Below are 24,268 nucleotides of genomic sequence, written 5' to 3'. Positions count from 1 at the left end.
TACCACAGGAGCAGCTCATGGTTCGTGCACCTCAGCCGGATGACCGGTTCTCCTTCGGCCTGTGGACGGTGGGGTGGCTCGGCGTCGACCCGTTCGGGACCGCCAGCCGGCCCGCTCTCGCCCCCGAGGAGTACGCCGGACGCCTCGCCGAGCTGGGCGCATGGGGCGTGACCTTCCACGACAACGACGTGTTCGACTTCGGCGCCGACGAGAGCGCGCGCGCGAAGGCGGCCCAGTCCTTCAAGCAGGCCTGTGACACGGCCGGCCTGGTGATCGAGATGGTCACCACGAACACCTTCACCCACCCGGTCTTCAAGGACGGCGGGCTCACCAGCAACGACCGGTCCGTGCGTCGGTTCGGGCTGCGCAAGGTGCTGCGGGCCGTCGACCTCGCGGCGGAGATGGGCGCATCGACGTTCGTGATGTGGGGAGGTCGCGAGGGCAGCGAGTACGACGGGTCGAAGGACCTGCACGCCGCCTTCGACCGCTACCGGGAGGGCCTCGACACCGTCGCCGGCTACATCAAGTCCCAGGGGTACGGCCTGCGCATCGGGCTGGAGCCGAAGCCCAACGAGCCACGTGGCGACATCTTCCTGCCCACGGTCGGCCACGCCCTGGCGCTCATCGCCGAGCTCGAGCACGGCGACATCGTCGGCCTCAACCCCGAGACGGGTCACGAGCAGATGGCCGGGCTCAACTACACGCACGCCCTCGGGCAGGCGCTGTGGAGCGGCAAGCTCTTCCACATCGACCTCAACGGACAGCGGGGCATCAAGTTCGACCAGGACCTGGTGTTCGGTCACGGCGACCTCATGTCGGCGTTCTTCACCGTCGACCTGCTGGAGAACGGCTTCCCGAGCCGACCGGACGGCCCGAGGTACGACGGGCCGCGCCACTTCGACTACAAGCCCTCGCGCACCGAGCACATGGCCGGTGTCTGGGAGTCGGCCAAGGCCAACATGGCGACATACCTGATGCTCGCCGAGAAGGCCCGCGCCTTCCGGGCCGACAGCCGGGTCACCGAGGCGATGGCGTACGCCGGGCTGCCGGAGCTCGCCGAGCCGACGATGGCTCCGGGGGAGTCGGTGTCCGACCTGCTGGCCGGGGACGACGGGTTCGACCCGGATGTCGCCGCCGAGCGCGACTTCGGGTTCGTGCGGCTGCAGCAGCTGGCTCTCGAGCACCTGATCGGATGACCCTCGTCGCCGGGGTCGACTCCTCGACGCAGTCGTGCAAGGTCGTCATCCGGGACGCGGACTCCGGCGCGCTCGTCCGGGAGGGCTCGGCCACGCACCCCGACGGCACCGAGGTCGACCCGCAGGCGTGGTGGCTCGCGCTCCAGGAGGCGCTGGACCGCGCCGGCGGCCTCGCGGACGTGACGGCCCTCTCGATCGCCGGCCAGCAGCACGGACTGGTCGCCCTCGACGAGCGCGGCGACGTGGTCCGGCCGGCCCTGCTCTGGAACGACGTGCGGTCCGCCGACGCGGCTCGCGACCTCGTCACCGAGCTCGGGCCCGGGGCGTGGGCCAGCGCCACCGGATCGGTGCCGGTCGCGTCGTTCACGGTCACGAAGCTGCGCTGGCTGGCCGAGCACGAACCCGAGAACGCCGCGCGGGTCGCCGCGGTGGCGCTGCCGCACGACTGGCTCACCTGGCGTCTGTCCGGCGCCCGTGGGCTCGACACCTTGGTGACCGACCGGTCCGACGCCAGTGGCACGGGGTACTTCGACCCGGTCGCGGGCGAGTACCGCCGCGACCTCCTTGCCCTGGCGCTGGGCCGGGACGACGTCCGCCTCCCGCGCGTGCTGGCGCCGGCCGAGAGCGCCGGCGAGGGACCCGACGGTGTCACGCTCGGCGCCGGCTGCGGCGACAACGCGGGTGCCGCGCTCGGCCTCGGGCTGCGTGCCGGTGAGGTGAGCGTCTCGGTCGGCACGTCCGGCGTCGTGGCGTGCGTGTCCGACTCCCCGACGCACGACCGGTCCGGCGTGGTCGCGGGGTTCGCCGATGCGACGGGGCGGTACCTCCCGCTGGCCTGCACGCTCAACGGGTCGCGCGTGCTCGACGCCGCCGGGGCACTCCTCGACGTGGACCACGAGGAGCTCTCCCGCCTGGCGCTCGCCGCCGCGCCGGGCGCCGGCGGACTCGTCCAGGTGCCGTACCTCGTCGGCGAACGCACCCCCGACCTCCCCGGCGCCACCGGCGAGCTGCACGGCATGACCCTCGACAACCTCACCCGGGCGAACCTGGCCAGGGCGGCGGTGGAGGGGCTGCTGTGTCTCCTCGGCAGCGCGATCACCGGGATGCGGGAGCACGGCGTCGCCGTCGAGGCGGTGACGTTGCTCGGCGGCGGGGCGCGGTCCGAGGCCGTCCGCCGTCTGGCCCCGGCCGTGTGGGGCCTGCCGGTTGACCTCCCTGCCCCTGCTCAGTACGTCGCCGACGGTGCGGCCCGCCAGGCAGCCTGGGTGCTGACGGGTGCCTCCGCGCCGCCGGTCTGGGAGCGGCCCGCCACCGCACGGATGTCCGCCGAGGCGACGCCCGAGGTGATGGAGCGGTACGCCGCCGCGGCCGAGGCGGTCGCCGCACGCTACGTCGAGAACGACCACTCGATGCCGGACCGGTAGGTGTCGCCGGGCACCAGCACCGGCGACGGCCAGCTCGGGTGGTGTGGCGAGTCGGGGAAGAGCTGCGGCTCCAGCGCCACTCCGGCGTAGCGCGGCAGCGATCGGCCGTCGACGTCCGGGCGGGTGCCGTCGAAGGTACCGCCGGTGAAGACCTGGAGCCCGGGCTGGTCCGCGCCCACCTCGACGCGCAACCGGGACGCCGGGGACTCCAGCGCCGCCACCGGCCGCGGTCCCGAGCCACCGACCACGAAGTTGTGGTCGTAGCCTCCCGGCAGCACGGCGAGCCTCGCCGCCAGCGACGCAGGCTGCCTCAGGTCGAACGGCGTCCCGTCGACGGGTTCATGGGTGCCTCGGGGGATCCCGGTCTCGTCGACCGGCGTCCACCGGTCCGCCGGCACCCACAGGCGGTGGCCCTCGATCGTCCCGGCGCCGTCGAGGTCGAAGTAGACGTGGCTGGTCAGGTTCACGACCGTGGTCTGGTCGGTCACCGCCTCCAGGACGAGCCGGACCGCGTTGCCCGTCACCTCGTAGGTCGCGGTCGCCTCGACCGTGCCGGGGAAACCCATGTCCCCGTCCGGACTGACGAGCCGGAGCACCGCGCGGTGGGACCCCAGCTCGAGCACGTCCCACAGCCGCCGGTCGAAGCCGTCGGGGCCGCCGTGGAGCGCGTGGCCCCGGTCGTTGGCCGGCACGCGGACCGTGCGGCCGTCCAGGTCGAAGCGACCGCCGGCGATGCGGTTGGCGTAGCGTCCGACGACGGCGCCCAGGTAGTACGGCGAGTCGAGGTACGTCGCCACGTCCGGGTGACCGAGCACCACGTTGCGCCGCCGGCCGTGGCCGTCCGTCACCTCCAACCGGTGGATCGTCGCGCCGAGCGTCAGCACGTGCACCACGGGTCCAGGAGCCTCACCCAGCACCAGACGATCCACGCGACCGCCGTCGGGCAGGGCACCGAACGTGGCGGCCTTCACGTCGCCCACCCTTGCACCTCAGCCCCGGACGGTACGGAAGGTCCGTTCGTTCCGTCGGCCGACTCCCGACCCGTCCGCGCGGGGCGCGCCTCACCTCGGCCGCGGGGCGTCGAGGCCCAGGCGCACTCCTGTCATCCGGATGGCGAAGCACGCGACGGCCGCGACGACGGCGGTGGCGAGCCCGTACACGTCGGTCTCGACGGCCACCACGGTCACGGCCGCCCCGGCCAGTGCGGGGATGGCGTAGAGCTCGGCCCGCATCACCGTGGGGATGCGCTGGATCATCACGTCGCGCAGGGTGCCGCCCCCGACGGCCGTGACCGCGCCGAGGATGACCGCCTGGACGGGTCCCAGGCCGTACTGCAGTGCCTTGCTGGCGCCGGTGACCGCGAAGAGGCTGAGCCCGGCGGCGTCGAGCACGGTGATCGACCGGGCGAGCGGGTCCAGCCGGTGGCCGAGGAGGAACGCGATCGTCGCTCCGGCCGCCGCGACCGCGAGGAACCGCCAGTCGGCGAACGTCGCCGGCGGCACGGCGCCGATCATCAGGTCGCGGAGGATGCCGCCACCCATGGCCGTCACGATGCCGAGGGTGAGGACGCCGACCACGTCGAGGCGGGCGAGTCGCAGGGCGGTGAGCGCGCCGTTGAGGGCGAACGCGAAGGTGCCGGTGAGGTCGAGCGCGAGGAGCAGGGTCGGTTCGGTGCTCACAGCGGATGTCTACCGTCTCCGGCCCAGAGGGCGTCCGACGGCTAGACCTGCTGGTCACATCCCGGCAAGCCGCCCGCTGTCAAATTCGGTGTTCGCGACGAAATCCGGTCCGATCGGCCGAGAACGGAGCGTTTCAGCGTGGTTCGTGGGACCTTCGTGGTCGGAATCAGTCGACCCCCTCGGGCGCACAGTTGGGACCCCCGCCATGTCTGTTGCCACCATCGCCTACCCCGGCCTCGCGGCCGCTCGGACGAACCGCAGCCGCCAGGTCGTGGACATCGAGGCGTGGCTGTCCAGCATGCGCCGCGTCTACACGTTCACCGAGTACGTCCCCCGCCACCGGGCGGACGGCCCCGCGCTCTGACGGCTCACGGTGCGGGACCGGCGCCCAGGTGCCGGACGCGCAGCTCGGCCATCAGCTCCTCGACGTACGCCGGACCACCGTCGCGGATGCGCTGGTACCGGGCACGGAGCTCCTCACTGCCGGGACGCCAGTCGAGGCCCCAGTCGCCGAGGGCGCAGATGATCGGCAGCGTCCGGATGCCGGCCTCGGAGAGGCTGTACTGCGCACGCTGCCCCCGAGCAGCCGTCCCGCGGGTGAGGATGCCGGCGTCGACGAGCCGCACGAGGCGGTCGGCGAGGATGTTGGACGCGATGCCCTCGGTCGACCCGGTGAGCAGCGCCCTGAAGTAGCGGCGGTCCTCGAAGACGACGTCGCGCAGCACGAGCAGCGACCAGCGGTCGCCGAGCGTCTCGACGGCGGCGGTGACCGGGTCCCCGGACCGTGGTTCCACGACTCCTCCTTGACAGCCCTCTCATCCTTCCCGATAGTGATTGCGAATTGCAACCACTACGGAGGAGATGTCGATGGGCCGCTTCGTCTACGCCATGCACGTGTCCCTCGACCTGCGGATCGAGCAGGTGCCCGGGGACAACGGGGCCGGTGAGTGGCTGCGCATCGACGAGGAGCTGCACCAGGACCTCAACGACCGCACGCGGGACGCGGCGCTGATCGTGCACGGGCGGGTGATGCACGAGGTGATGGAGGAGTACTGGCCGCGGGCGGTGGGCGACACGTCGCTGCCGGCGTACATGCGTGAGTACGCCGAGATCTGGGTCGCCAAGCCCAAGGTGCTCGTCTCCCGGACCCGGACCGGTGCCGACCACAACACCCGGATCATCGGCGGGGACGACGCCATCGAGCGGCTCGCCGACCTGCGGGCGGCCACCGAGGGCAGCATCGCGGTGGGTGGTGCCACGCTCGCGACGCAGCTGCTGCGCGCGGGGCTCCTCGACGAGCTGATGCTGTGCACGCACCCGTCGTACCTCGGCTTCGGCAGGCCGCTGTTCGACGACCACGACCTGCCCATCGACCTCGAGCTGCTGGAGCACCGCACGTTCTCCTCGGGCGTCACGCTGCACCGGTACGCCGTCCAGGGCACCCAGGAGTGAGCGCATGCTGAGCCGGGTCGCCGACGGGGTCTTCGTCCACGTGAGCGAGTTCGTGCAGACCAACACCGTCGTCGTCCAGGGCGATGACGGCGTCCTCCTCGTCGACCCCGGGATCCACGCCGAGGAGCTGGCCTGCCTCGAGAAGGACCTGGCCGATGCGGGCCGGGTGGTGGTGGCGGGCTTCTCGACCCACCCGCACTGGGACCACCTGCTGTGGACGACCGGGCTGGGGGACGCTCGCCGCCACGCCACCGCGCGAGGCGCGGAGACCGCCAGGGCGAAGCTCGCCGGCGGCTTGGATCCCGAGCGGGCGAAGGCCGTCGGCGTCCCCGACGACGTGCCGCTGGACCTGATCGGCACCGTCACCGGGCTCCCACCAGGGGCGACGCGGGTCCCGTGGGGCGGTCCCGAGGTCCGGATCATCGAGCACGACGCGCACGCCGCCGGCCATGCGGCGTTGCTCGTCGTCGGGCCGGGGGTCCTCGTCGCCGGCGACATGCTCTCCGACGTCCTCGTGCCGATGCTCGACATGGGTGCTGCGGACCCGGTCGAGGACTACCTGGACGCGCTGACGCTGTTCGACGGCGTGGCCGGCGACGTCGACGTCGTCGTCCCCGGCCACGGGTCCGTCGGTGGCGCCGACCAGCTGCGCACGCGGGTCGACCAGGACCGCGCGTACCTGGGCGCCCTCCGTGACGGGCGAGCCTCGGACGACCCGCGGGTCGGCCCCGCGGCCCGGCCCGGCTGGGAGTGGGTGGCCGGCGTGCACGAGGGGCAGGTCCGCCAGCTCGCCCAGCGGCGTGAGGACCAGCGTGAGGACCAGCGTGAGGACCAGCGTTAGACGAGGGCGCTGAGGGGCAGACCCTGTCGGCGCGAAGTGGTTTGCTGATCCGAGCGTTCTCGGGAGGTCGAACCGCGACTCGAGGAGTCCTCATGAGTGAACCCGACAGCACCACCCCCCAGGCGTCGTCCCAGGCGGCCGAGCCGGACCCGGGCCGCTGGTGGGCGCTGGTCGTCCTGGCGGCTGCGCAGCTGATGATCATCCTCGACGCGTCGATCGTGAACATCGCGCTGCCGTCCGCGCAGGCGGACCTCGACATCAGCAACGCCGACCGCCAGTGGATGATCACGGCCTACACGCTGGCCTTCGGGGCGCTGCTGCTCCTCGGCGGGCGGATCGCCGACTACACCGGGCGCAAGCGCACGTTCATCATCGGCCTGATCGGCTTCGCGGCTGCCTCGGCGATCGGTGGCCTCGCGCCCAACCAGGAGATGCTGTTCGGGGCGCGCGCGCTCCAGGGGGCCTTCGCCGCCCTGATGGCGCCGGCGTCGCTCTCCATCGTGACGGTCACGTTCACCGAGCCCAAGGAGCGCGCGAAGGCCTTCGGCGTCTTCGGCGCCCTGTCCGGCGGCGGCGCCGCGATCGGCCTGATCGTCGGCGGCATCCTGACCGAGTACGCCTCCTGGCGCTGGTGCCTGGGCGTCAACGTGCCCTTCGCCGTGATCGTGGCGGCTGCTGCGGTTCCGCTGGTCAAGGAGAGCAAGGCGCACGGCGACACCCGGTACGACGTCCCGGGCGTCCTGCTGGCCACCGTCGGACTCTTCTCGCTGGTCTACGGCTTCACCGAGGCCGCGCGTGCGAAGCACCCCGACGACCCGACCTCCACCGCCGTCCAGGGGTGGGGCGCACCCAGCACCGTCACGTTCCTGGTCGTCGCGGTGGTGCTGCTCGCCGCGTTCGTGGTCTGGGAGGGACGGGCGCGCAACCCGATGCTCCCGCTGCGCGTGGTGTCCGACCGCAACCGCGGCGGGTCGTTCCTGACGTTCTTGTTCGTGGGCGCCGCGCTCTACGCCATGTTCCTGTTCCTGACCTACTACTTCCAGGTGAACCTCGGCTACACGCCGCTGAAGGCCGGCTTCGCCTTCCTGCCGTTCAGCCTCGGCATCATCGTCGCGGCGGGCTTCGTGTCCAACCTGCTGCCGCGCCTCGGGCCCCGGGCGCTGATGATCCCCGGTCTCCTGATGGCGATCGTGGGCATGCTGCTGCTGACCCAGATCGACCAGGACTCCAACTACTGGCTGCTGGTGTTCCCCTCGATGGTGATCATGTCCGTCGGCCTGGCGGGCGTGTTCATCCCGGCGGCGAGCACGTCCCTCATCGGGGTGGAGAGCCACGACGCCGGCGTCGCCTCCGCGACGCTCAACACCTCCCAGCAGATCGGCGGCTCCCTGGGCACCGCTCTCTTGAACACCGTGTTCGCGGGCGCCGTCACGGCGTACTTCACCGACCACCCGCCGAGCAGCCCCGACGAGGGCCAGCAGCTCCTGCCGCTGGCCTTCATCCACGGCTACCACGTCGCGTTCCTGTGGGGGGCGTTCCTGTTCGCTGCTGCCCTGGTCGCCACGCTCGTCCTCATCAACGCGCACAGGGAGGACATCCCGGCCGACCCGTCCCTCCTCGTGGACTCCGAGGACTGAGGGCCGCGTCCCGGGAGGACCCGAAATAGACGGGACCGCCCTGCCGTTGCCGGCACGGGCGGTCCGAAACGCACCCCACGAGCGATGCTGAGCACCAACAGGTCACCCGTCAGGTGTCCAGCCAGTCGGCTCTGCCCCCAGGGTAAAACACGATGCCCGCGTTCGTCCGGACCATTTCGAACGGCGCCCCTAGGGCGTGTCCCCGGGGCTCCGCGGGGAGCAGGCATCGCCCACGGTGGCCCGTGGACGATGCCCGGGCGCGGAGGAGTGAAAGTCGATCACCCTCGCCCATCCAACCTAGGAAGGCCGGACGGGTGCCTGAAACACCCGCGGGGGTGCACGGGCTCAGCCCTCGGCGATCCCGATGATCCGGTCCAGCTCCTCCGAGACCGGCCACGCGCCGTCGCTGGTGTTGGCGATCACGGTGTGGGTGTACCCGCGCTCGGGGTCGTGCTGCGAGGCGAAGCTGACCCCGGCGTCCGCGCCGATCATGGCCACCTCCGGCGAGTCCGTCCGCAGCCAGCACCCGAATGCGTAGGTCCGGGTCCCGCCGTCCTCGGGCGGGCTGTGGGGACGCACCATGGCGGCCAGCAGGTCAGCGCCGACGACCACGCCGCCCATCAGGGCCGGCCAGAAGCGGTGGACGTCGTCGACGGTGGTGTAGAGGCCGCCGTCTCCGGTCGCGACCACCGGCAGGTGGAAGACGTTGGTGCGGACGTGACCGCCGACCTCGACGTACCCCAGCGCGGCGTCGCCCGGGAGGTCGTCGGACCGCAGGAAGTCGCTGGACGTCATGCCGGCCGGCCCGAGCACCAGGTCGCGGACGAGGTCGTGGTACGTCCGGCCCGAGGCGCGTTCCGCGATCAGCGCCAGTACGACGTACCCGCCGTTGCAGTAGGAGAACCGCTCGCCCGCCGGGAACTTCGTGGGGTAGCCGTCGAGGATCGGCAGGAAGTCCTCGGTGCTCGCGAGACGGTGCACCGACACCGGCATCGGGTAGTCGTCGGAGTCCAGCTCGTCCTCGTCGAGGTAGTCCCCGATGCCGGACCGGTGGGTCAGCAGGTGCTCGACGGTCACGTCGTCCGCGACCAGCGGGAGGTCGTCGCCCAGCAGGCTGCGCGCCGTCGTCCCGAGCCCGAGGGCTCCGTCCTCGACCAGCCGCAGCACCGCCAGCGCGGTCATCGTCTTCGACCCGCTGGCGATGCCGAGGCGGGTGGCGGTGGTCATCGGGATCGCATGGGCGCGGTCGGCGAAGCCGTACGCCGCGTCCACCTCCACGACCCCGTGGCGCTCGAGCCGGACGACGCCGGAGAAGCCGGTCTCGGCCGCGACCGCGTCGATGCGTGCGCGCGGGTCGTCCACGACGGGCTCAGCGGGTCTCGGTCAGCCAGGCCGCGGCCAGCTGGGCGCGCGTCGGCACCGTCGGCTCCAGCGTCAGCCGCATGCCCGCCTCCCGGGGCGTGCGGTTGCCCTTGCGGTGGTTGCAGCGCGAGCAGGCCGCGACGGTGTTCAGCCAGCTCCACGTACCTCCCCGGCTGCGCGGGACGAGGTGGTCGATGGTGGTCGCGTGGCTGCCGCAGTAGGCGCAGCGGTGGCGGTCGCGCTTGAGGACGCCGGCACGGGAGTACGCCGCGGGGCGGTACATCCACGTCGCCGCGACGTACCGGACCAGCCGGATCACCCGCGGCCACGGGTGCGGACCGATCATCCGGTCCTCGTGCGCCTCCTCGACGGTGGCGACCTGGCGGAAGAGCATGCGCACGGCGTGCTGGAACGTGACCGTCCCCATCGGCTCGTACGAGGCGTTGAGCAGCGACACCGCGGTCATCGCGCTCACCTCCTCACCGGTCTGGCTGACCGGTCCCGCTCCATTGTGCTGTGCGGGACCCAGCAGGTGAACGCAATATGCAAGCGTGGCGGTCATGAGCGCCCTCCCCGAGACCTTCGCGTGGCGCGGGCGCGAGGTCCGCTGGCAGCGGCTCGGCGCCGGACCCGACCTGGTGTTCTGCCACGGCACCCCGTGGTCGTCCGCCCTCTGGCGGCCGTTCGCCGAGTCGCTCGCGGCGACGCACACGACGTACCTCTGGGACATGCCCGGGTACGGCGCGTCCTCGAAGGACGCGGCCCACGACGTCTCGCTCGACCTCCAGGGCGAGCTGTTCGCGGACCTGCTCGCGCACTGGGACGTCGAGTCGCCCGTGGTGGTCGCGCACGACATCGGGGGAGCGGTCGCGCTGCGGGCGCACCTGCTGCACCACGCGCCGTACGCCGCCCTCGCGCTCGTCGACGTCGTCGCCCTGGCGCCCTGGGGCTCGCCGTTCTTCCGGCTGGTCCACGACCACGCGGACGTGTTCGCGGCACTGCCGGCCCGGATCCACGAGGGGGCGGTCCGCGCGTACGTCGCCGGTGCCAGCCACGCCGGCCTCGCGCCGGCCGCGCTGGACGCCCTGGTCGCGCCGTGGCTGGGTGACGTCGGGCAGGCGGCGTTCTACCGGCAGATCGCGCAGGCGGACGAGAGGTACACCGACGAGGTCGAGCCGCTGCTGCCCGACCTGGACCTCCCCGTGCTGGTCGTCTGGGGCGAGGACGACACCTGGATCCCGGTCGACCGCGCGCACCGGCTGGCCGACGTGATCCCCGGCGCGACGCTGCGCCTGCTTCCCGGCGCCGGTCATCTCGTCCACCTCGACCAGCCGGCGCCCCTGGCGGTGGCGCTGACCCAGTGGCTGGGAGGCTTGGGCGCGTGACGTCCGTGCCGCCGTGGGTCTGGCTGGTGACCCTGCTGGCCTTCGCGGCGATCGTGACCCTGGACCTGGTCGTGATCGGCCGTCGGCAGCGCGCCGTCACGAGCGCGGACGCGACGCGATGGGTGCTCTTCTACATCGGGCTGGCGGCCGTGTTCGCGGGCCTGCTGTACGCCTTCCGATCGACGACCTCCGGCAACGAGTTCGTGGCCGGGTACGTCATGGAGTACAGCCTCAGCGTCGACAACCTCTTCGTCTTCCTCATCATCATCGCCCGGTTCGCGGTGCCGCAGCTGGCCCAGGACAAGGTGCTCTACATCGGGATCGTGCTCTCGATGGCGATGCGCACCGTGTTCATCGTGGCGGGCGCCGCGGCGGTGAACGCGGCCTCGTGGGTGTTCTACGTGTTCGGCGTGTTCCTCGTGTACTCCGCCGTCCGGCTGGCCCTGGAGGGTGAGAACGACGCGGATGACTTCCAGGAGGGTGCCGCGCTGCGGGCGCTGCGCCGGATGCTGCCGCTGACCCGGGACTACCACGGCAACGCCCTGGTCCTGCGGGTCGAGGGACGGCGGATGCTGACCCCGCTCGTGGTGGTCGTCGCCGCGATCGCCATCGCCAACGTCGTGTTCGCGCTGGACTCGATCCCGGCGATCTTCGGGCTCACCACCGACGCCTACATCGTCTTCACCGCCAACGCCTTCGCCCTGATGGGCCTGCGCCAGCTGTACTTCCTGATCGGCAGCCTGCTGGACCGGGTCGTCTTCCTGAACATCGGTCTCTCGGCGATCCTGGGCTTCATCGGCATCAAGCTGGTGCTGGAGGCGCTGCACGGATCCGGCGTCGACCACGTCGGCCACCTGCACGTGCCGCTCATCGGCATCTCGGCGTCGCTGGAGTTCATCGTCGCCGTGCTCGCCCTCACGGCGGTGGCCAGCCTGGTCAAGGTGCGTCGCGCGGTCCCGGTGGAGGTCGAGTCCGAGGACGAGCGGCAGTCCCAGTAGCAGCCCGAAGGCTCTAGGGCCGCCCCGGCTGCGCGCCCGGCGGTGCCAGTGGCAGGCCGGTGTCGCCGGTGGACACGAACCGTTCGTAGGCCATCTCGAGGCTGATCTCCGGCGTCACCGTCACCGACGCGTCGGGGTTGACCGTCACGACGGCGTACGACGTCTCACCGGTGTCGGGCTGCACCGTCAGGATCGCGAACCGGGCGGGGTGCGTGATGGTGCCCGGGTCGGGCCGGGTATCGACGTGCCCGCCGGTGCTGCCTCCTGTGAACTCGATCGCCGGCGGGCCGGACGTCGTCGGCACCTCCTGCGGTCCCACGAACTGGAACGACCGGCCGTCCAGCACGGCGACGCCCTGGCACCCCGCCTCGGCGATCCGCCGGCCGAGCAGGTGGTCGTGCAGCAGCACGAAGTCGGGCTCCTCCTTGCACGCCTTGTCGATGGTGTCGCTGACCAGCCGGTCGGTGTCGACCTCGGGGTCGCGCAGCACGTTGCCCGACCCGAACGCCCCGACCGTCGACAGCCGTGGGTCGGGGGCCAGGAGGAGGTGCAGCCCGTCGGCCTCGACGGTCCTGCCCTCGGCGACGTGCCAGCCGCGGGCGCGGGCCGCCGCGATGACGACGGAGGTGTCGTGCAGGCCGGGGGTGAAGTACACCGGCCGGTTCTGCGAGTAGTAGTCGACGGTGTCCACGATGTAGGTCTCGACCGCGAGCCCGGCGAACGTGAGGTCCCCGGTGATCGCCAGGAAGCTCGCGTCCACCTCGTCCGCGGCCAGGCCGACCTGGCGGGCCATCCCGTTGACGTCCTCGAAGTCCTCGGCGAGCACGAACACCACCTCGTCGCCCGTGCGTTGCAGGCTCGGTCGCTCTGCCAGCGCCGCTTCGAGGTTGGCCGCCGCGGTGTCGTAGAACGTGGATCTCGGCCGCAGGATCGACAGGAACGGCAGCACCTCCGAGGCCAGCCCGTTGACCTCGGTGCCCTCGAGGGTCGTCCCGGCGAACACCGGGCTGCTGACCACGACGTGGTGGTCGTCGTGCCGCCACACGTCGACGGCCACGACGTCCACCGCCACCAGCGCGGCGGTGCCCACGACGGCCGTTGACCAGCGCAGCCGCCGGTTGTGCCGGCGTACGACGTCGGCCTGCTCCGGCTCCAAGCGGGACAGCCGGCGGCGGCGGTACCACAGTCCGGCCCAGACGCCTGAGACCGCGACCAGCCCGGTGCCGAACCCGACCGCGCCCCAGAGGAGCAGGTGGCGCCGCGCCGCGTCCTGCAGCCGGCCGATCTGCGGGGTGGGGTCGTCCCAGAGGGCGGTCAGGTACGCGCGCGTCTGCTTGTCGCTCGGGATCAGCCGGTTCCAGTCGGCGTCCACGTCGACGCCGATGTCCTTGCCGAGGAACCCGACGTGCGCGTGCTCCGACCGCACCAGGGCACCGTCGAGCAGCCGGCTGGTGTCCTGGCCGAGCACCGGCTTCACCGACACGTCCTGGCCCGCGATCTCGACGTGCGCGGGGGGTGCGTAGGCGACCGCGACGAGCGCGCCCGCGAACGGTGCGGTCGCGCTGAGGACAGCCAGGACCGCCGTCACGACGGTCCGGCGGACGGGGTGCATCACCTGCCACGGTAACGAGGCCGGTTACGTCTCCTCGTCAGCCACGGGGTCGCCGACCGCGATGGTGCCGCCCTCCAGGACGCGGAAGATCGACCCGGCGCGGCGCCGCAGCGCCTCCAGCGCCCCGCGGCCGAGCGTGTCGTCGAGGAGCTTGCAGGGGGCCGCGACCCGCACCACCTCGAGGAGCACGTCGCCGACGCGGATCCGATCGCCCGGCTGACGAGGGACGTCGCCGTGCGAGACCGTCACGTTGCGCCGCGTGCCGGCCGCGTCGATGGGCGAGCCGAACAGTTCGGCCGCCTCGGCCAGGGCCGTCGCCGACTGCACGCTGACGTGCCGGTGCTTCGTGCCGTGGTACCGGTCGCCGACGATGCCCTTGCCGGCCTCCACCGTCACCCGGTCGACAGACTTCACCGGCAGTCGCGCCCCGGGTGCGACGTGCAGTGCGACGACGGTGACGGGCTCGGTCACGCTCAGCCCAGGGGGGCGCCCTCGCAGCACGGCACGATGTGGCCGCAGCGGTCACATCGCTGGTGCGAGGTCTCCCACCGCATGCCGGCCCCGCAGTTGTCGCACGGCGGCAGGCCGTCCTTCGGCGGCACCGAGCAGGCCGGGTCGACTGCTTGCGCGAGGGACTGGGCAACCGTGCTCACCAGGTCACCGTACGGTCAGGAGCCGACACCGTTGCGGAACACGCCGCGGACGTCGGCCAGCCTCCTGAGCGCCAGGCTGGTCCCGGCCCGCACGAACGCCGGCGCCCCCAGCTCGTCGAGCACCGGCGCCCGCATCCGCGTCCAGGCGGGGTCACCGGCGAGCGGCGCCTCGGGCACGTCGGGACCGCGCTGCCCGAGAGACCGGGCGAGCGCCTCCTCCACGCCGAGCATCGACCCGCTGTCGGGCACCCAGAGGTGACCCGGGCGGCCGACCATGTCGTGGCGCAGGCTCTCGACCAGCGCGGTCACGGTCCAGAAGGGCGCCCCGACGAGGGCAGCGGTGACCAGCCCGACCAGCGTCACGGGTGCGACCGGCGCGGGCAGACGGAGGCGGGGGAGACCGGCGACGCGGGCGTACGCCGCGAGCAGCTCGGGGTACGACAGCACGTCCGGCCCGACCAGGTCGACCGCGCCGGTCGGGGCAGCGTCCTCGTAGGCGTCGACCAGCGCCCTCACCACGTCGCTCACGGCGACCGGCTGCACGCGGGTGCGCATCCACGCCGGGACGGGCTGCACCAGCAGCAACGAGGCGAGCTGGCGGACGACCTCGTACGACGTGGAGCCGGCGCCGATGACCACGCCGGCGCGGAGCGTGAGGACCGGGCAGTCGGTCCCGTCGAGGATCTGCTCGACCTCCAGCCGCGACGCGAGGTGCTCCGAGAGTGCCTGCCCGCGCTCGAGCCTCGGCACCAGGCCGGAGAGGTAGACCAGCCGGCGGACGCCGGCCGCGGACGCGGCGTCGCGCACGTGCGTCGCGCCGACGCGGTCGAGCTCGGAGAAGCCGCGCCGACGCAGGGCGTGCACGAGGTAGCAGACACCCTCCGCGTCCCGCACGGCCCGGCCGACGGCGCGCTCGTCGGAGACGTCGCACTGCCGCCAGGTCACGCCCCGGCCCCAGGAGAAGCGCGTCGGGTCGGCGGGGGAGGAGGACGCGGCGACGACCTCGTGGCCGGCGCCGAGCAACGCGGGGACGAGCCGCGAACCGACGTAACCCGTGGCGCCGAGCACCAGGATCCGCATCAGCCCGCCTTGAGGTGGCGCACCAGGTTGCGCGAGAAGCGCGCGCCCATGGTGGCCACGACCGCACGCATCGCGGTGTGCACCGCGGGCTTGGCGATCTTCGGGAACGGCAGCTCGACCCGGATCCCCAAGGCGATCTCCAGGTAGGTGCCCCCGGAGACCTCGGACAGGTCGTAGCGGCCTTCCACCCCGGCCTTCTCGTCGGTCCGCCGCGGGTCGTGCTCGAAGTCGATCCGGCTCGGTTCGTCGTAGGTCATCACCTCGGTGAAGGACGGCGACACCATCGAGCCGAGCACGGGGATGCGGACCAGGTGCCAGGTCCAGCGCACGACATCGCCGTCGGTATCGGCGTCGATGCGCCGCAGGTACGGCGTGAGGCGCGGCAGCAGGTCGGGGTCGGTGAGCGCCGCCCAGACGCGCGTGCGGTCGGCCTCGACGGTGGCGCTGGACGTCGTCGACACGGAGAAGTGCGTCACCGGGTCTCCGTCCAGAGGGTCAGCTTCTTGAGGAGCCGGTTCAGCTGCACGCGCTCGCGGTCGTTGAGCACGGAAGCCAGCTCCTCCTCCTGGGCGCCGCGCAGGGCCATCGCTCTCCTCCAGATGTCGGCGCCCTCCCGCGTGATCTCGACGACCACGCGGCGACGGTCGTCGGGCGAGTGAGTCCGTTGTACCCAACCAGCCTTCTCCAAGCCGTCCAGCCGACCGGTCATCCCCGCCCCGGAGACGCCGAGGTCCTCGGCGAGGTCGGTCGGGGACGCGGTGCCGGGCGTGTCCCTGATCATCAGCGAGTGCAGCGTCTCGTACTCGAAGTCCTGGATGCCGACCTCGGCCACCGCGGTCTGGACCGTGCTCTTGAGGAACCGCTGCAGGCGTCCGATGCGCGTCACCAGGGCTTCGACCTCGTCGTCGAAGTGGATGTCCACCCAGTGCGACCGCCAGCGCGCGACATGTCGGTCGGTCCAGTCGGTCTCCGCCACGGCCCCGATGGTACTTCGCCGGCTTCTAGTTCGTTGACGAATAATTCGCTAGCGAAGTAATCTGGGTGTCGTGAACGGGTTCCTCGGGCTGCTCCGCCATCGTGACTACCGCCTGCTCGTGACCGGGGTGACCGTCAGCTCGCTCGGTGGGTCGATCGCGCCGGTGGCGCTGGCCTTCGCGGTGCTCGACCTCGGCGGGTCGGCCTCCGACCTCGGTCTGGTGGTGGCGGCGTACGCCCTGGCCGAGGTCGTCACCGTGCTCTTCGGCGGCGTGCTCGGCGACCGGCTGCCGCGCCAGGTGATGATGCAGGGCTCGTCGGCCGCCGCGTTCCTCACCCAGGGCGTCGTGGCCGTGGCCCTGATCGCCGGCTGGGGCTCGATCTCGCTGCTGATGGTCGTCGGCATCGTCAACGGCAGCCTCGGCGCGCTGGCCGGCCCGTCGTCCTCGGCGATGACCCGCCAGACGGTCCCCGAGGGCGACCTGCCCGCGGCCGTCGCCGGCCGGCGCCTGTGCCAGAACGCCGCGAGTGTCATCGGCTTCTCGGTCGCGGGTCTGCTGGTGGCCTCGTTCGGGTCCGGCTGGGCCATCGCGGTCGATGCGGCGACGTACGCCGTGGCCGCCGTCTGCTTCGGCCTCATCCGGGTGGTCGCGACTTCCCGTGCCGCCGAGTCCCGGCCGAGCCTGGTCGGCGACCTCCGCGCCGGCGCGGCCGAGGTGTTCCGGCACACGTGGCTGTGGCTGCTGATCGGGCAGGCGCTGCTGTACCACCTGTTCTTCGGCGGTGCCCAGTCCGTCCTCGGCCCGATCGTGGTCGGCGACGACCTCGGCCGGGCCGCGTGGGGGTGGGCGCTGGCGGCGCTGATGGCCGGCTTCATCGCGGGCGGGCTGGTGTCGCTGCGCTGGCGACCCCGTCACGGGCTGTTCGTCGGCACCGCGATGCTGTCGCTGACGGCGGCCTTCCCGTTCGCGATGGCGCTCGGCGGGACCGGGGGCGGGCACCTCGGCCTGCTGCTCCTGGGTGCGTTCGTGCACGGGTTCGGGCTGGAGATCTTCAGCGTCAACTGGGACCTGTCGATCCAGCAGAACGTCGCCGAGGAGAAGCTGGCCCGCGTCTACTCCTTCGACCTGGTCGGCTCGTTCGTCGCCCGGCCGCTCGGCCTGGCCTTCACCGGGCCGGTGGCGGACGCCGTCGGCTTCGACCGCTGGCTGGTGGTCGTCGGCGCCGTGATGGGCGGCTCGGCGCTGCTGTCGCTGCTCTTCCCGTCGGTACGCCACCTGGAGCGCCGGTCCGGACCATCCCACGAGGTTTCCCCCGTCTAGGACACACGCCCGGCCGTTGGCTATGCTGGCAGTGCACAGGTCCGGACCGTGCCCGCGGTCCTCGTCAGGCGACACGGCCCTGAACGTGCCCCTGACCAAGACCGTCTCTCGTCCCGGAGGTCGTCTCCCGGAGCCAGCAGGCTCCACCGGCGGTCCGACCTCCCGGACCGGACGAGCCTGTGGCGGAACCACGTCCGGCACACCGCCGGACCCCCGAGGAGGAGCTCTCTTGGCTCGGAGTCGCCAGCGCCAGACCCAGCGGTCCGGCCAGCGCCGTACCAACGGTCGGCAGCGCACCCGACCCCTCGACAACGAGGGGCTGATCCCGATCCTGGCGCGTGCCGTGCGCGAGATCGAGTCCGCCGTCGAGCGGGGTCAGGCGACTTCGGTGCGCTCCCGGTTCCAGGCCGTGGCCCTGCTGGCGCGCGAGGAACGCGCCCGGGTCCGGACGGACACCACGTTGACCGAGGCCAAGCGCGACGGCGAGCTCAAGCGGCTCGACGGCATCGCCACGATCCTCGCCCAGACCGCGGCCCGCGAGCCGTCCTTGTTCACCCTCCTGTCCGACACCGCCAAGGTCTCCGACCAGGCCTCCGAGATGCGCCGGGCGATGCTCGAGCGCGCCGGCCTCGAGGTCGAGGAGGAGGAGCCCGAGGAGGACGACGGGTTCCCGCTGGTGGTCGAGCGCCGCGTCGTCCCCCAGTCCGTCCTCTCCCGCCAGCTGTCCAACCCGTTCCTGGCACCCGACTTCACCGCCGTCTCGCAGGGCCGCGGCCAGGCCCGGCGACTGGCCGGGTGGGAGCTGCTCGGGCCGCTGTTCCGGTCGTTCGAGGAGGTCGGCAACGGCGCCGCCACCTCGATGCCGCTCCCCGAGGCGCGCGAGGTGATGCTCCCCGGCGCGCTCCAGCTGATGAAGCACCAGGCCGAGGTGGTCGCGGCCGCGGCCGACGGACACCGCACCTTCCTGCTCGCCGACGAGCCGGGCCTGGGCAAGACCGCGCAGGCGCTGCTCGGGGCCGAGGCCGCCGACGCGTTCCCGCTGCTGGCGGTCGTCCCGAACGTCGTGAAGATGAACTGGGCCCGCGAGGCCGGCATCTGGGTGCCGCACCGCACCGCCACGGTCATCCACGGCGACGGCCACGACATCAACGGCTTCGCCGACATCATCGTGGTCAACTACGAGGTGCTCGACCGGCACGTGGGCTGGCTCGGCGACTTCGGGTTCCGCGCGATGGTCGTCGACGAGGCGCACTTCATCAAGAACAAGACGTCCCAGCGCTCGCAGAACGTCCTCACCGTCGCCGACCGCATCCGCGCCCGCACGGGTCGGCCGCTCCTCTTCGCGCTCACCGGCACGCCGCTGATCAACGACATCGAGGACTTCCAGGCCATCTGGGAGTACCTCGGCTGGGTCGACGACAAGAAGCCGCTCGGCACCCTGATGGACGCCCTCGAGGCGACCGGCCTGACCCCGGCCGACCCGGGCTTCTACCCGGCCGCCCGCAAGTGCGTGGTCGACCAGGGCATCGTCCGGCGCCGCAAGGTCGACGTGGCCAAGGACATCCCGGCGCGCCGGATCGCCGACATCCCGGTCGAGCTCGACGACGACCTGGGCCGCTCCATCCGCGAGGCCGAGGCGGAGCTCGCCCGACGTCTGGTCGCGAGGTACGAGTCGGCGCTGGCCACCCGTCGTACGGAAGCCACGCTCGACGAGGACGGCATCGACCTGGAGCTCGTGCGCCGCGTCGCGACGTGGGAGCGCGAGGACTCCGACGAGGAGTCCACCGGCGAGAACGTCTTCGGCATGATGCGCCGCATCGGCCAGGCCAAGGCCGGGCTGGCGGCCGACTACGCCGCGCAGCTCGCGCGCAACGTCGGCAAGGTCGTCTTCTTCGCCAAGCACATCGACGTGATGGACGCGGCGCAGGGCACGTTCGAGCGGCGCGGGCTCAGGTACTCCACGATCCGTGGCGACCAGACCCGCACCGCCCGCGAGCGGAACATCAAGGACTTCATCGAGGACCCCGACGTCGCCGTGATCGTGTGCTCGCTGACCGCGGCCGGCGTGGGCATCAACCTCCAGGTCGCCTCGAACCTCGTGCTGGCCGAGCTCTCGTGGACCGACGCCGAGCAGACCCAGGCGATCGACCGCGTCCACCGCATCGGCCAGGACGAGCCGGTCACCGCCTGGCGGATCATCGCCGCGCAGACGATCGACACCAAGGTCGCCGAGCTGATCGACAGCAAGGCCGGCCTGGCCGCCCGTGCCCTCGACGGGCTGGACATCGAGGCCTCCTCGGTCGACGTCCAGGTCGAGGCCCTCGTCGCGCTGCTGGTCGACGCGCTGAAGGCCCGACGGCAGCACTAGGTGGTCGAGCCGGGACGAAGTCCCGCCGCGGGACCCGGGCTACCGCTGGTCGAGGAGGGACGAAGTCCCGTCACGAGACCCCGGCTACCGCTGGTCGAGGAGGGACGAAGTCCCGTCACGAGACCCCGGCTACCGCTGGTCGAGGAGGGACGAAGTCCCGTCACGAGACCCCGGTGACAGGTTCGTGGTCAGCTCACGGGGTCTCGACACCGCTCGCTGGCGCTCGCGGGCTCGACCACCATGTCGAGCTCAGGCGCAATTATCGCAGACACCCGAGCGCGGGAGTGCCATGAAGCAGGTCGGGCAGATCTCCAGCGGGATGTCGGCGGGCTTGGTCGGGCGCTTGACGGCCGGGGCCTTCGGCGCGGCGGTACGCCGCGTCTTGGGCGCCGCCGCGACCACCTTCGGCGGCGCGACCGAGCCGCCGTCCGCCGGCAGGCCCGCCGCATCGAAGAACCGGTAGCACTCCAGCTGCTCGCGCGCCGCATGGGCGTTGGGGTTCTCGGGGCGGTCGCCGTACGCCGCCAGCACCGCCACGGCGTACCCATCGCCGACCCGGCCAGCCTCGTCCACGACCAGCGAGACGAGCAGCGGCTCGTCGCGGGCGGCGGACTCCAGTGCGACCCGGCCGAGGACCTCGCCGAGCCAGTAGTGCATCTGCTGCTTGGTCCGGATGCCGCTGCGGCGCTGGACCTCGATGGCCAGCACCTTCGGCGTCACCGTGGCGCGGTACCTCCGGGCGGCCTCGAGCAGCGTCTCGCGCGCGGCGGCGGTCCACTCCTCGCGCGTCGCGTCGGCGCCGACGTCGCTCGTCTCGCGCCACGAGCCGCTCACCGGGACGACGGCGTCGGGGTCGTCGCCGGCCAGGACGCGGAAGCCGAGCTCGCGCAGGATCCGCGCCGCCTGGTCCTTCGCCGTCCAGTCGTGGTCCGGGACCGGCGTCCCGGTCGCCTTGTGGTGGGCCGCGCTGAGGACGGCCTCGGCGCCGTACGCCTGGCCTCCGTGCATCAGGACGAAGTCCTCGCGAGGGCCGGTGCCGTCCTGCTCGGCCAGCGCACTGGTGACGTGATGGCGGGACACTGCGGCAAACCTCGGCACGCATGCGACCCTACGGCAGGCGACCTCGCCGTGCGGAGCCGCGTCCCGCGCTCGTGACCGAGGTCGCCCGCGTCCTCCGCGCGCAAGAATGAGCCCATGGCCACCATCGCCGTCGACAGGGACACACTCCGGGTCACCTTCCCGCGCAAGGAGAAGCTGCTCGGACTGGTGCGCGACCAGGAGTTCCCGCTCTCGTCGGTCACCGGCGCGCGCCTCGTCGGCCGCTGGCGCGACGACCTCCGCGGGCTGCGGGTCGGCCTGGGGCTGCCGGGCGTCTGGCTCCTCGGTACCTGGGTGGGTCGGGGACACCGGCAGCTGGTGGCCCTGCGACGCAACAGGCCGGCGGTCTACGTGAGCCTGCGCGGCGAGAAGTACGACGAGCTGCTGATCGAGACCGACGACCCGACGGGCATCATCAGCCGACTGCCCCGGTGAGTCCTCGCTCGATGGTCGCGAGCAGCTTCTCGACCACGCCGCCGCGCTCCTCGGCGGTCAGGCCGCGCAGCGGGCCGTCGAGCAGCAGCACCGAGAGGCCGTGGACGGCCGACCAGCACACCACGTCGGCGCCCATCCGGCCCTCGGGGGACAGCGCGCCGGCCGAGACGAGCTCGTCGAGCACCTGACCCAGCAGCACGTACGGCGCCGCCTCGTCCGGTCCGGCGGCCTCGACGTCCGTCGGGCAGAACGCCACCGTGAACAGCCCCGGCTCGGCCAGCGCGAACTCGACGTACGCCCGGCCGGTCGCCCGCAGGCGGGCCCGCGCCCGCCGTGCGGGGTCGGACTCGGTGACCTCGTCGAGACGCCGCTGCATCGCCTGCTCGAGCTGGTCGGCGGCGACGGTGGCGATCTCGGACAGCAGCTCGTCGCGGTCGGCGAAGTGGCGGTACGCCGCGTTGTGCGACACGCCCGTGCGCCGGGCCACCTCGCGCAGCACCACGCCGTCCGGGCCGCTGGACCGCGCGAGCTCGGCGCCGGCCTCGACGAGGGCGGCGCGCAGGTTGCCGTGGTGGTACGGCTTCGAGCTCGGGGGCACGCAGCCATCCTATCGTAACATGTTGACAGTGGTTACATTCATGTGGACACTGTCCACATGCGCTCCAAGCTCCCGATCCTGCTCACGGTCTGCGCGGCCGTGCTCGCCATCAACCTCGACACCACGATCGTCAACGTCGCGCTGCCGAGCATCTCCACCGACCTCGACGCCGGCACCCGGTCCCTGCAGTGGATCGTCGACGGCTACAACCTCGCGTTCGCCGCCCTCGTGCTCGCGGCGGGCAGCCTCTCCGACCGGTACGGCCGGCGCCCGGCGCTCATCCTCGGTCTGCTCGCGTTCGCGGCCGCCAGCGCGGTCGGCGCGGTCGTCGACTCCGCCGGTGCGCTGATCGCGGCCCGCGTGGCAATGGGCATGTCGGCCGCGGTCATCTTCCCGACCACGCTGTCGATCATCAGCAACACCTTCCGTGACCGCCGCGAGCGCGCCGCGGCCCTCGGCATCTGGGGCGCCGTGGTCGGCATCGGCGTCGCGGCCGGCCCCGTCACCGGCGGCGTGCTGCTGGAGCACTTCGTGTGGGGGAGCGTCTTCTGGGCACTCGTCCCGCTCGCCGTGCTGACCGCCGCGGCGGCGTACGTCCTCGTGCCCGAGTCCCGGGACCCCGCCGTGCCGCGGCTCGACCTGCCGGGCCTCGGCCTGTCCGTGGCCATGCTGAGCGCGCTGGTGTTCACGATCATCGAGGCGCCGGAGCACGGGTGGGCGTCGGCCCGTACCCTCGGCGGCTTCGCGGTCAGCGCCCTGGTCCTCCTCGTGTTCATCGCGGTCGAGCGCCGCGCCGAGCACCCCATGCTCGACCTCAGCCTGTTCCGCGACCGTCGCTTCAGCGCGGCCAGCGGCGCGGTCACGGTCACCTTCTTCGCGCTGTTCGGGTTCATCTTCCTGATCACGCAGTACTTCCAGTTCGTGCGCGGGTACGGCGCCCTGTCGACCGGCGCGCGGATCCTCCCCGTCGCGCTGTCCATCGCCGCCGCATCCGTGGTCGGCGCGCTGCTCGCGCCGCGGATCGGAACCAAGGTCGTGGTGACCTCGGGACTGCTGCTGTTCGGGGCGTCGTTCGTCTGGATCTCGACGGTGAGCGTCGATGCGTCGTACCCGGCCGTCATCGTGCCCCAGATGGTGCTGATGGGTCTGGGGATGGGCTTCATCTCCACGCCGGCCACCGAGTCGATCCTGCTGGTGCTGCCGCCGGCGCGCGCGGGCGTCGGCTCCGCGGTCAACGACGCCACCCGTGAGCTGGGCGGCACGCTCGGCGTCGCGGTGGTCGGGTCGGTGTTCTCGAGCGTGTACGCCGCGAACCTCGCCGATGGCGCCTGGGGCGCCGTGCCCGCCGACGTGCTCGAGCGGGCGAAGGACTCGGTCGGTGCGGCCACCGCCATCTCGGCCGGCCAGCCCGAGCTGGCCCGCGCGCTCCAGGACGCGTTCATGTCCGGGCTGCACACCTCGAGCCTGGTCGTCGGGCTGCTCTGCCTGGCCGGCGCCCTCGTCGGCGCGGTCGCGCTGCCGGGGCGGGGCACGCACGCCCCGGAGGGCGTGCCGGTGGAGCCGGTGCCGGTCGCGGCCTAGGAGCTCCAGCTCGGGTCGCGGCCGATCAGCCCGAGCAGGCGGGTCTGCGCGTCCGCGTCGTCGGCGACGGGGACGCGCGGCCCGTACTGCCCGGAGCCCGCCAGCAGGTCCGCCAGCGGCTCCATGCCGGCGAGCATGCCGGCGCACTCGTCCGGGTCGAGCCGGTCGTCGAGGCCGGCTCCGCGGGCCAGGTCCCAGGTGTGCATGAAGACGTCGGAGGTGTAGAACCGGTCGATCGCCTCGGGCAGCGGCACGTCGCCGGTGTGCTGGTTCGAGAGGACCCGGTCGGCACTGGCCGGGTCGTCCAGCAGTGCCTGGACGTTCGCGGCGTGCTCGCGCCAGGCGCCGACCGGGTCGTCGTCGGGGGAGGGTACGTCGGGCAGCTTGATCCCCGTGCCGTGCTCGAGGAACGACGGGAACCAGTCGACCAGGTGCCGCACGACGTCGCGGGTCCGCCAGTCGGCCACGGGGGACGGGGCGTCCCAGTCCGTCACCCGCTCGGTCCGGGCGGCGAAGTCGCCGGCGATGGCGCGGTGCCGGGCGGGTGGGTCGGCGGGGATCGTCATGGGCGG

26 protein-coding genes are annotated in these 24,268 nt (G+C 72.5%); 12 read left to right on the top strand and 14 right to left on the bottom strand.

What is annotated here, in order from left to right:
* The first annotated feature begins 17 nt into the window (after window positions 1–17).
* Window positions 18–1,196: a xylose isomerase gene (gene xylA / locus ISU07_RS05775; RefSeq protein WP_194705839.1), complete on the top strand. Its 1,179-nt coding sequence runs from the start codon at window positions 18–20 to the stop codon at window positions 1,194–1,196.
* Window positions 1,193–2,620: a xylulokinase gene (gene xylB / locus ISU07_RS05770; protein WP_194705838.1), complete on the top strand. Its 1,428-nt coding sequence runs from the start codon at window positions 1,193–1,195 to the stop codon at window positions 2,618–2,620. The genes xylA and xylB overlap by 4 nt, the downstream gene beginning before the upstream one ends.
* Here the strand turns inward: xylB and ISU07_RS05765 are convergent.
* Both ISU07_RS05765 and ISU07_RS05760 read right to left on the bottom strand, forming a co-directional pair.
* Entirely contained in the window at window positions 2,584–3,591 is a 1,008-nt protein-coding gene (locus tag ISU07_RS05765) for an aldose epimerase family protein (RefSeq protein ID WP_194705837.1), read from the bottom strand. The two genes, xylB and ISU07_RS05765, sit on opposite strands and share 37 nt — an antisense overlap.
* 90 nt (window positions 3,592–3,681) lie before the next feature.
* Complete coding sequence (locus ISU07_RS05760; protein ID WP_194705836.1) at window positions 3,682–4,299, bottom strand: trimeric intracellular cation channel family protein; 618 nt, start codon at window positions 4,297–4,299, stop codon at window positions 3,682–3,684.
* 205 nt (window positions 4,300–4,504) lie between these two features.
* Between ISU07_RS05760 and ISU07_RS05755 the strand changes: the two genes are divergently transcribed.
* Entirely contained in the window at window positions 4,505–4,663 is a 159-nt protein-coding gene (locus ISU07_RS05755) for a hypothetical protein (RefSeq protein WP_194705835.1), read from the top strand.
* A gap of 4 nt (window positions 4,664–4,667) precedes the next feature.
* On the opposite strand, the gene ISU07_RS05750 is transcribed toward ISU07_RS05755, so the two are convergent.
* Window positions 4,668–5,093 (bottom strand): winged helix-turn-helix transcriptional regulator, encoded by a 426-nt coding sequence (locus tag ISU07_RS05750; RefSeq protein WP_194705834.1) that lies wholly within the window; start codon window positions 5,091–5,093, stop codon window positions 4,668–4,670.
* Between the two features lie 73 nt (window positions 5,094–5,166).
* On the opposite strand from ISU07_RS05750, the gene ISU07_RS05745 reads away from it, so the two are divergent.
* The 3 genes from ISU07_RS05745 (at window position 5,167) to ISU07_RS05735 (ending at window position 8,229) form a co-directional block, all read left to right on the top strand.
* Complete coding sequence (locus ISU07_RS05745) at window positions 5,167–5,751, top strand: dihydrofolate reductase family protein (RefSeq protein ID WP_194705833.1); 585 nt, start codon at window positions 5,167–5,169, stop codon at window positions 5,749–5,751.
* A 4-nt stretch (window positions 5,752–5,755) separates the two neighbouring features.
* Complete coding sequence (locus tag ISU07_RS05740; protein WP_194705832.1) at window positions 5,756–6,592, top strand: MBL fold metallo-hydrolase; 837 nt, start codon at window positions 5,756–5,758, stop codon at window positions 6,590–6,592.
* A gap of 92 nt (window positions 6,593–6,684) precedes the next feature.
* Window positions 6,685–8,229 carry an MFS transporter gene (locus ISU07_RS05735; RefSeq protein ID WP_194705831.1) on the top strand — a complete coding sequence of 515 codons (1,545 nt, stop codon included), beginning with the start codon at window positions 6,685–6,687 and terminating at the stop codon, window positions 8,227–8,229.
* Window positions 8,230–8,574: 345 nt separating this feature from the next.
* Here the strand turns inward: ISU07_RS05735 and ISU07_RS05730 are convergent, their stop codons facing one another.
* Both ISU07_RS05730 and ISU07_RS05725 read right to left on the bottom strand, forming a co-directional pair.
* Window positions 8,575–9,591 carry a serine hydrolase domain-containing protein gene (locus tag ISU07_RS05730; protein WP_194705830.1) on the bottom strand — a complete coding sequence of 339 codons (1,017 nt, stop codon included), beginning with the start codon at window positions 9,589–9,591 and terminating at the stop codon, window positions 8,575–8,577.
* A 7-nt stretch (window positions 9,592–9,598) separates the two neighbouring features.
* Complete coding sequence (locus ISU07_RS05725; RefSeq protein WP_194705829.1) at window positions 9,599–10,057, bottom strand: HNH endonuclease; 459 nt, start codon at window positions 10,055–10,057, stop codon at window positions 9,599–9,601.
* 94 nt (window positions 10,058–10,151) lie between these two features.
* Between ISU07_RS05725 and ISU07_RS05720 the strand changes: the two genes are divergently transcribed.
* Window positions 10,152–10,976, top strand: coding sequence for an alpha/beta fold hydrolase (locus tag ISU07_RS05720; RefSeq protein ID WP_194705828.1), 825 nt, complete (start codon window positions 10,152–10,154; stop codon window positions 10,974–10,976).
* Entirely contained in the window at window positions 10,973–11,974 is a 1,002-nt protein-coding gene (locus tag ISU07_RS05715; RefSeq protein ID WP_194705827.1) for a TerC/Alx family metal homeostasis membrane protein, read from the top strand. Before ISU07_RS05720 ends, ISU07_RS05715 begins: the two co-directional genes overlap by 4 nt.
* Window positions 11,975–11,987: 13 nt before the next feature.
* Here the strand turns inward: ISU07_RS05715 and ISU07_RS05710 are convergent, their stop codons facing one another.
* From ISU07_RS05710 to ISU07_RS24685, 6 genes are read right to left on the bottom strand one after another with little or no spacing between them, the layout of a single operon-like run.
* Complete coding sequence (locus tag ISU07_RS05710) at window positions 11,988–13,586, bottom strand: hypothetical protein (RefSeq protein ID WP_194705826.1); 1,599 nt, start codon at window positions 13,584–13,586, stop codon at window positions 11,988–11,990.
* A gap of 24 nt (window positions 13,587–13,610) precedes the next feature.
* Window positions 13,611–14,057 carry an MOSC domain-containing protein gene (locus ISU07_RS05705; protein WP_323742449.1) on the bottom strand — a complete coding sequence of 149 codons (447 nt, stop codon included), beginning with the start codon at window positions 14,055–14,057 and terminating at the stop codon, window positions 13,611–13,613.
* 2 nt (window positions 14,058–14,059) lie between these two features.
* Window positions 14,060–14,239, bottom strand: a complete 180-nt coding sequence (locus ISU07_RS05700) for a hypothetical protein (protein WP_194705825.1) — start codon at window positions 14,237–14,239, stop codon at window positions 14,060–14,062.
* Window positions 14,240–14,254: 15 nt separating this feature from the next.
* Window positions 14,255–15,319: an NAD(P)H-binding protein gene (locus ISU07_RS05695; protein WP_194705824.1), complete on the bottom strand. Its 1,065-nt coding sequence runs from the start codon at window positions 15,317–15,319 to the stop codon at window positions 14,255–14,257.
* The gene (locus ISU07_RS05690; protein WP_194705823.1) at window positions 15,319–15,795 is read right to left on the bottom strand and encodes an SRPBCC family protein; all 477 of its coding nucleotides are present in this window, start codon (window positions 15,793–15,795) and stop codon (window positions 15,319–15,321) included. The genes ISU07_RS05695 and ISU07_RS05690 overlap by 1 nt, the downstream gene beginning before the upstream one ends.
* Window positions 15,792–16,295 (bottom strand): MarR family winged helix-turn-helix transcriptional regulator, encoded by a 504-nt coding sequence (locus ISU07_RS24685; protein WP_194705822.1) that lies wholly within the window; start codon window positions 16,293–16,295, stop codon window positions 15,792–15,794. Before ISU07_RS24685 ends, ISU07_RS05690 begins: the two co-directional genes overlap by 4 nt.
* 70 nt (window positions 16,296–16,365) lie before the next feature.
* On the opposite strand from ISU07_RS24685, the gene ISU07_RS05680 reads away from it, so the two are divergent.
* Both ISU07_RS05680 and ISU07_RS05675 read left to right on the top strand, forming a co-directional pair.
* A complete protein-coding gene (locus tag ISU07_RS05680; protein ID WP_323742448.1) occupies window positions 16,366–17,616 on the top strand; it encodes an MFS transporter in 1,251 nt (416 codons plus the stop codon).
* A gap of 229 nt (window positions 17,617–17,845) precedes the next feature.
* Complete coding sequence (locus ISU07_RS05675; protein ID WP_228521375.1) at window positions 17,846–19,984, top strand: DEAD/DEAH box helicase; 2,139 nt, start codon at window positions 17,846–17,848, stop codon at window positions 19,982–19,984.
* Between the two features lie 249 nt (window positions 19,985–20,233).
* On the opposite strand, the gene ISU07_RS05670 is transcribed toward ISU07_RS05675, so the two are convergent.
* Window positions 20,234–21,064, bottom strand: coding sequence for a hypothetical protein (locus tag ISU07_RS05670; protein ID WP_194705820.1), 831 nt, complete (start codon window positions 21,062–21,064; stop codon window positions 20,234–20,236).
* 114 nt (window positions 21,065–21,178) lie between these two features.
* Between ISU07_RS05670 and ISU07_RS05665 the strand changes: the two genes are divergently transcribed.
* Window positions 21,179–21,517, top strand: a complete 339-nt coding sequence (locus ISU07_RS05665; RefSeq protein WP_194705819.1) for a hypothetical protein — start codon at window positions 21,179–21,181, stop codon at window positions 21,515–21,517.
* Here ISU07_RS05665 and ISU07_RS05660 read toward each other — a convergent pair.
* Window positions 21,498–22,115 carry a TetR/AcrR family transcriptional regulator gene (locus ISU07_RS05660; protein WP_194705818.1) on the bottom strand — a complete coding sequence of 206 codons (618 nt, stop codon included), beginning with the start codon at window positions 22,113–22,115 and terminating at the stop codon, window positions 21,498–21,500. The genes ISU07_RS05665 and ISU07_RS05660 overlap by 20 nt on opposite strands.
* Window positions 22,116–22,172: 57 nt before the next feature.
* Here ISU07_RS05660 and ISU07_RS05655 point away from each other — a divergent pair, with 57 nt between their 5' ends.
* Entirely contained in the window at window positions 22,173–23,696 is a 1,524-nt protein-coding gene (locus ISU07_RS05655) for an MFS transporter (protein WP_194705817.1), read from the top strand.
* On the opposite strand, the gene ISU07_RS05650 is transcribed toward ISU07_RS05655, so the two are convergent.
* On the bottom strand, window positions 23,693–24,262 hold the full coding sequence (locus ISU07_RS05650; protein ID WP_194705816.1) for a maleylpyruvate isomerase family mycothiol-dependent enzyme: 570 nt from the start codon (window positions 24,260–24,262) through the stop codon (window positions 23,693–23,695). The two genes, ISU07_RS05655 and ISU07_RS05650, sit on opposite strands and share 4 nt — an antisense overlap.
* Window positions 24,263–24,268: the final 6 nt, after the last annotated feature.

Origin of the sequence: Nocardioides islandensis, assembly GCF_015352455.1 — a bacterium.
GTDB classification, from domain to species: Bacteria; Actinomycetota; Actinomycetes; order Propionibacteriales; family Nocardioidaceae; genus Nocardioides; species Nocardioides islandensis.
This window is presented reverse-complemented; position numbering and strand designations above follow the sequence as displayed.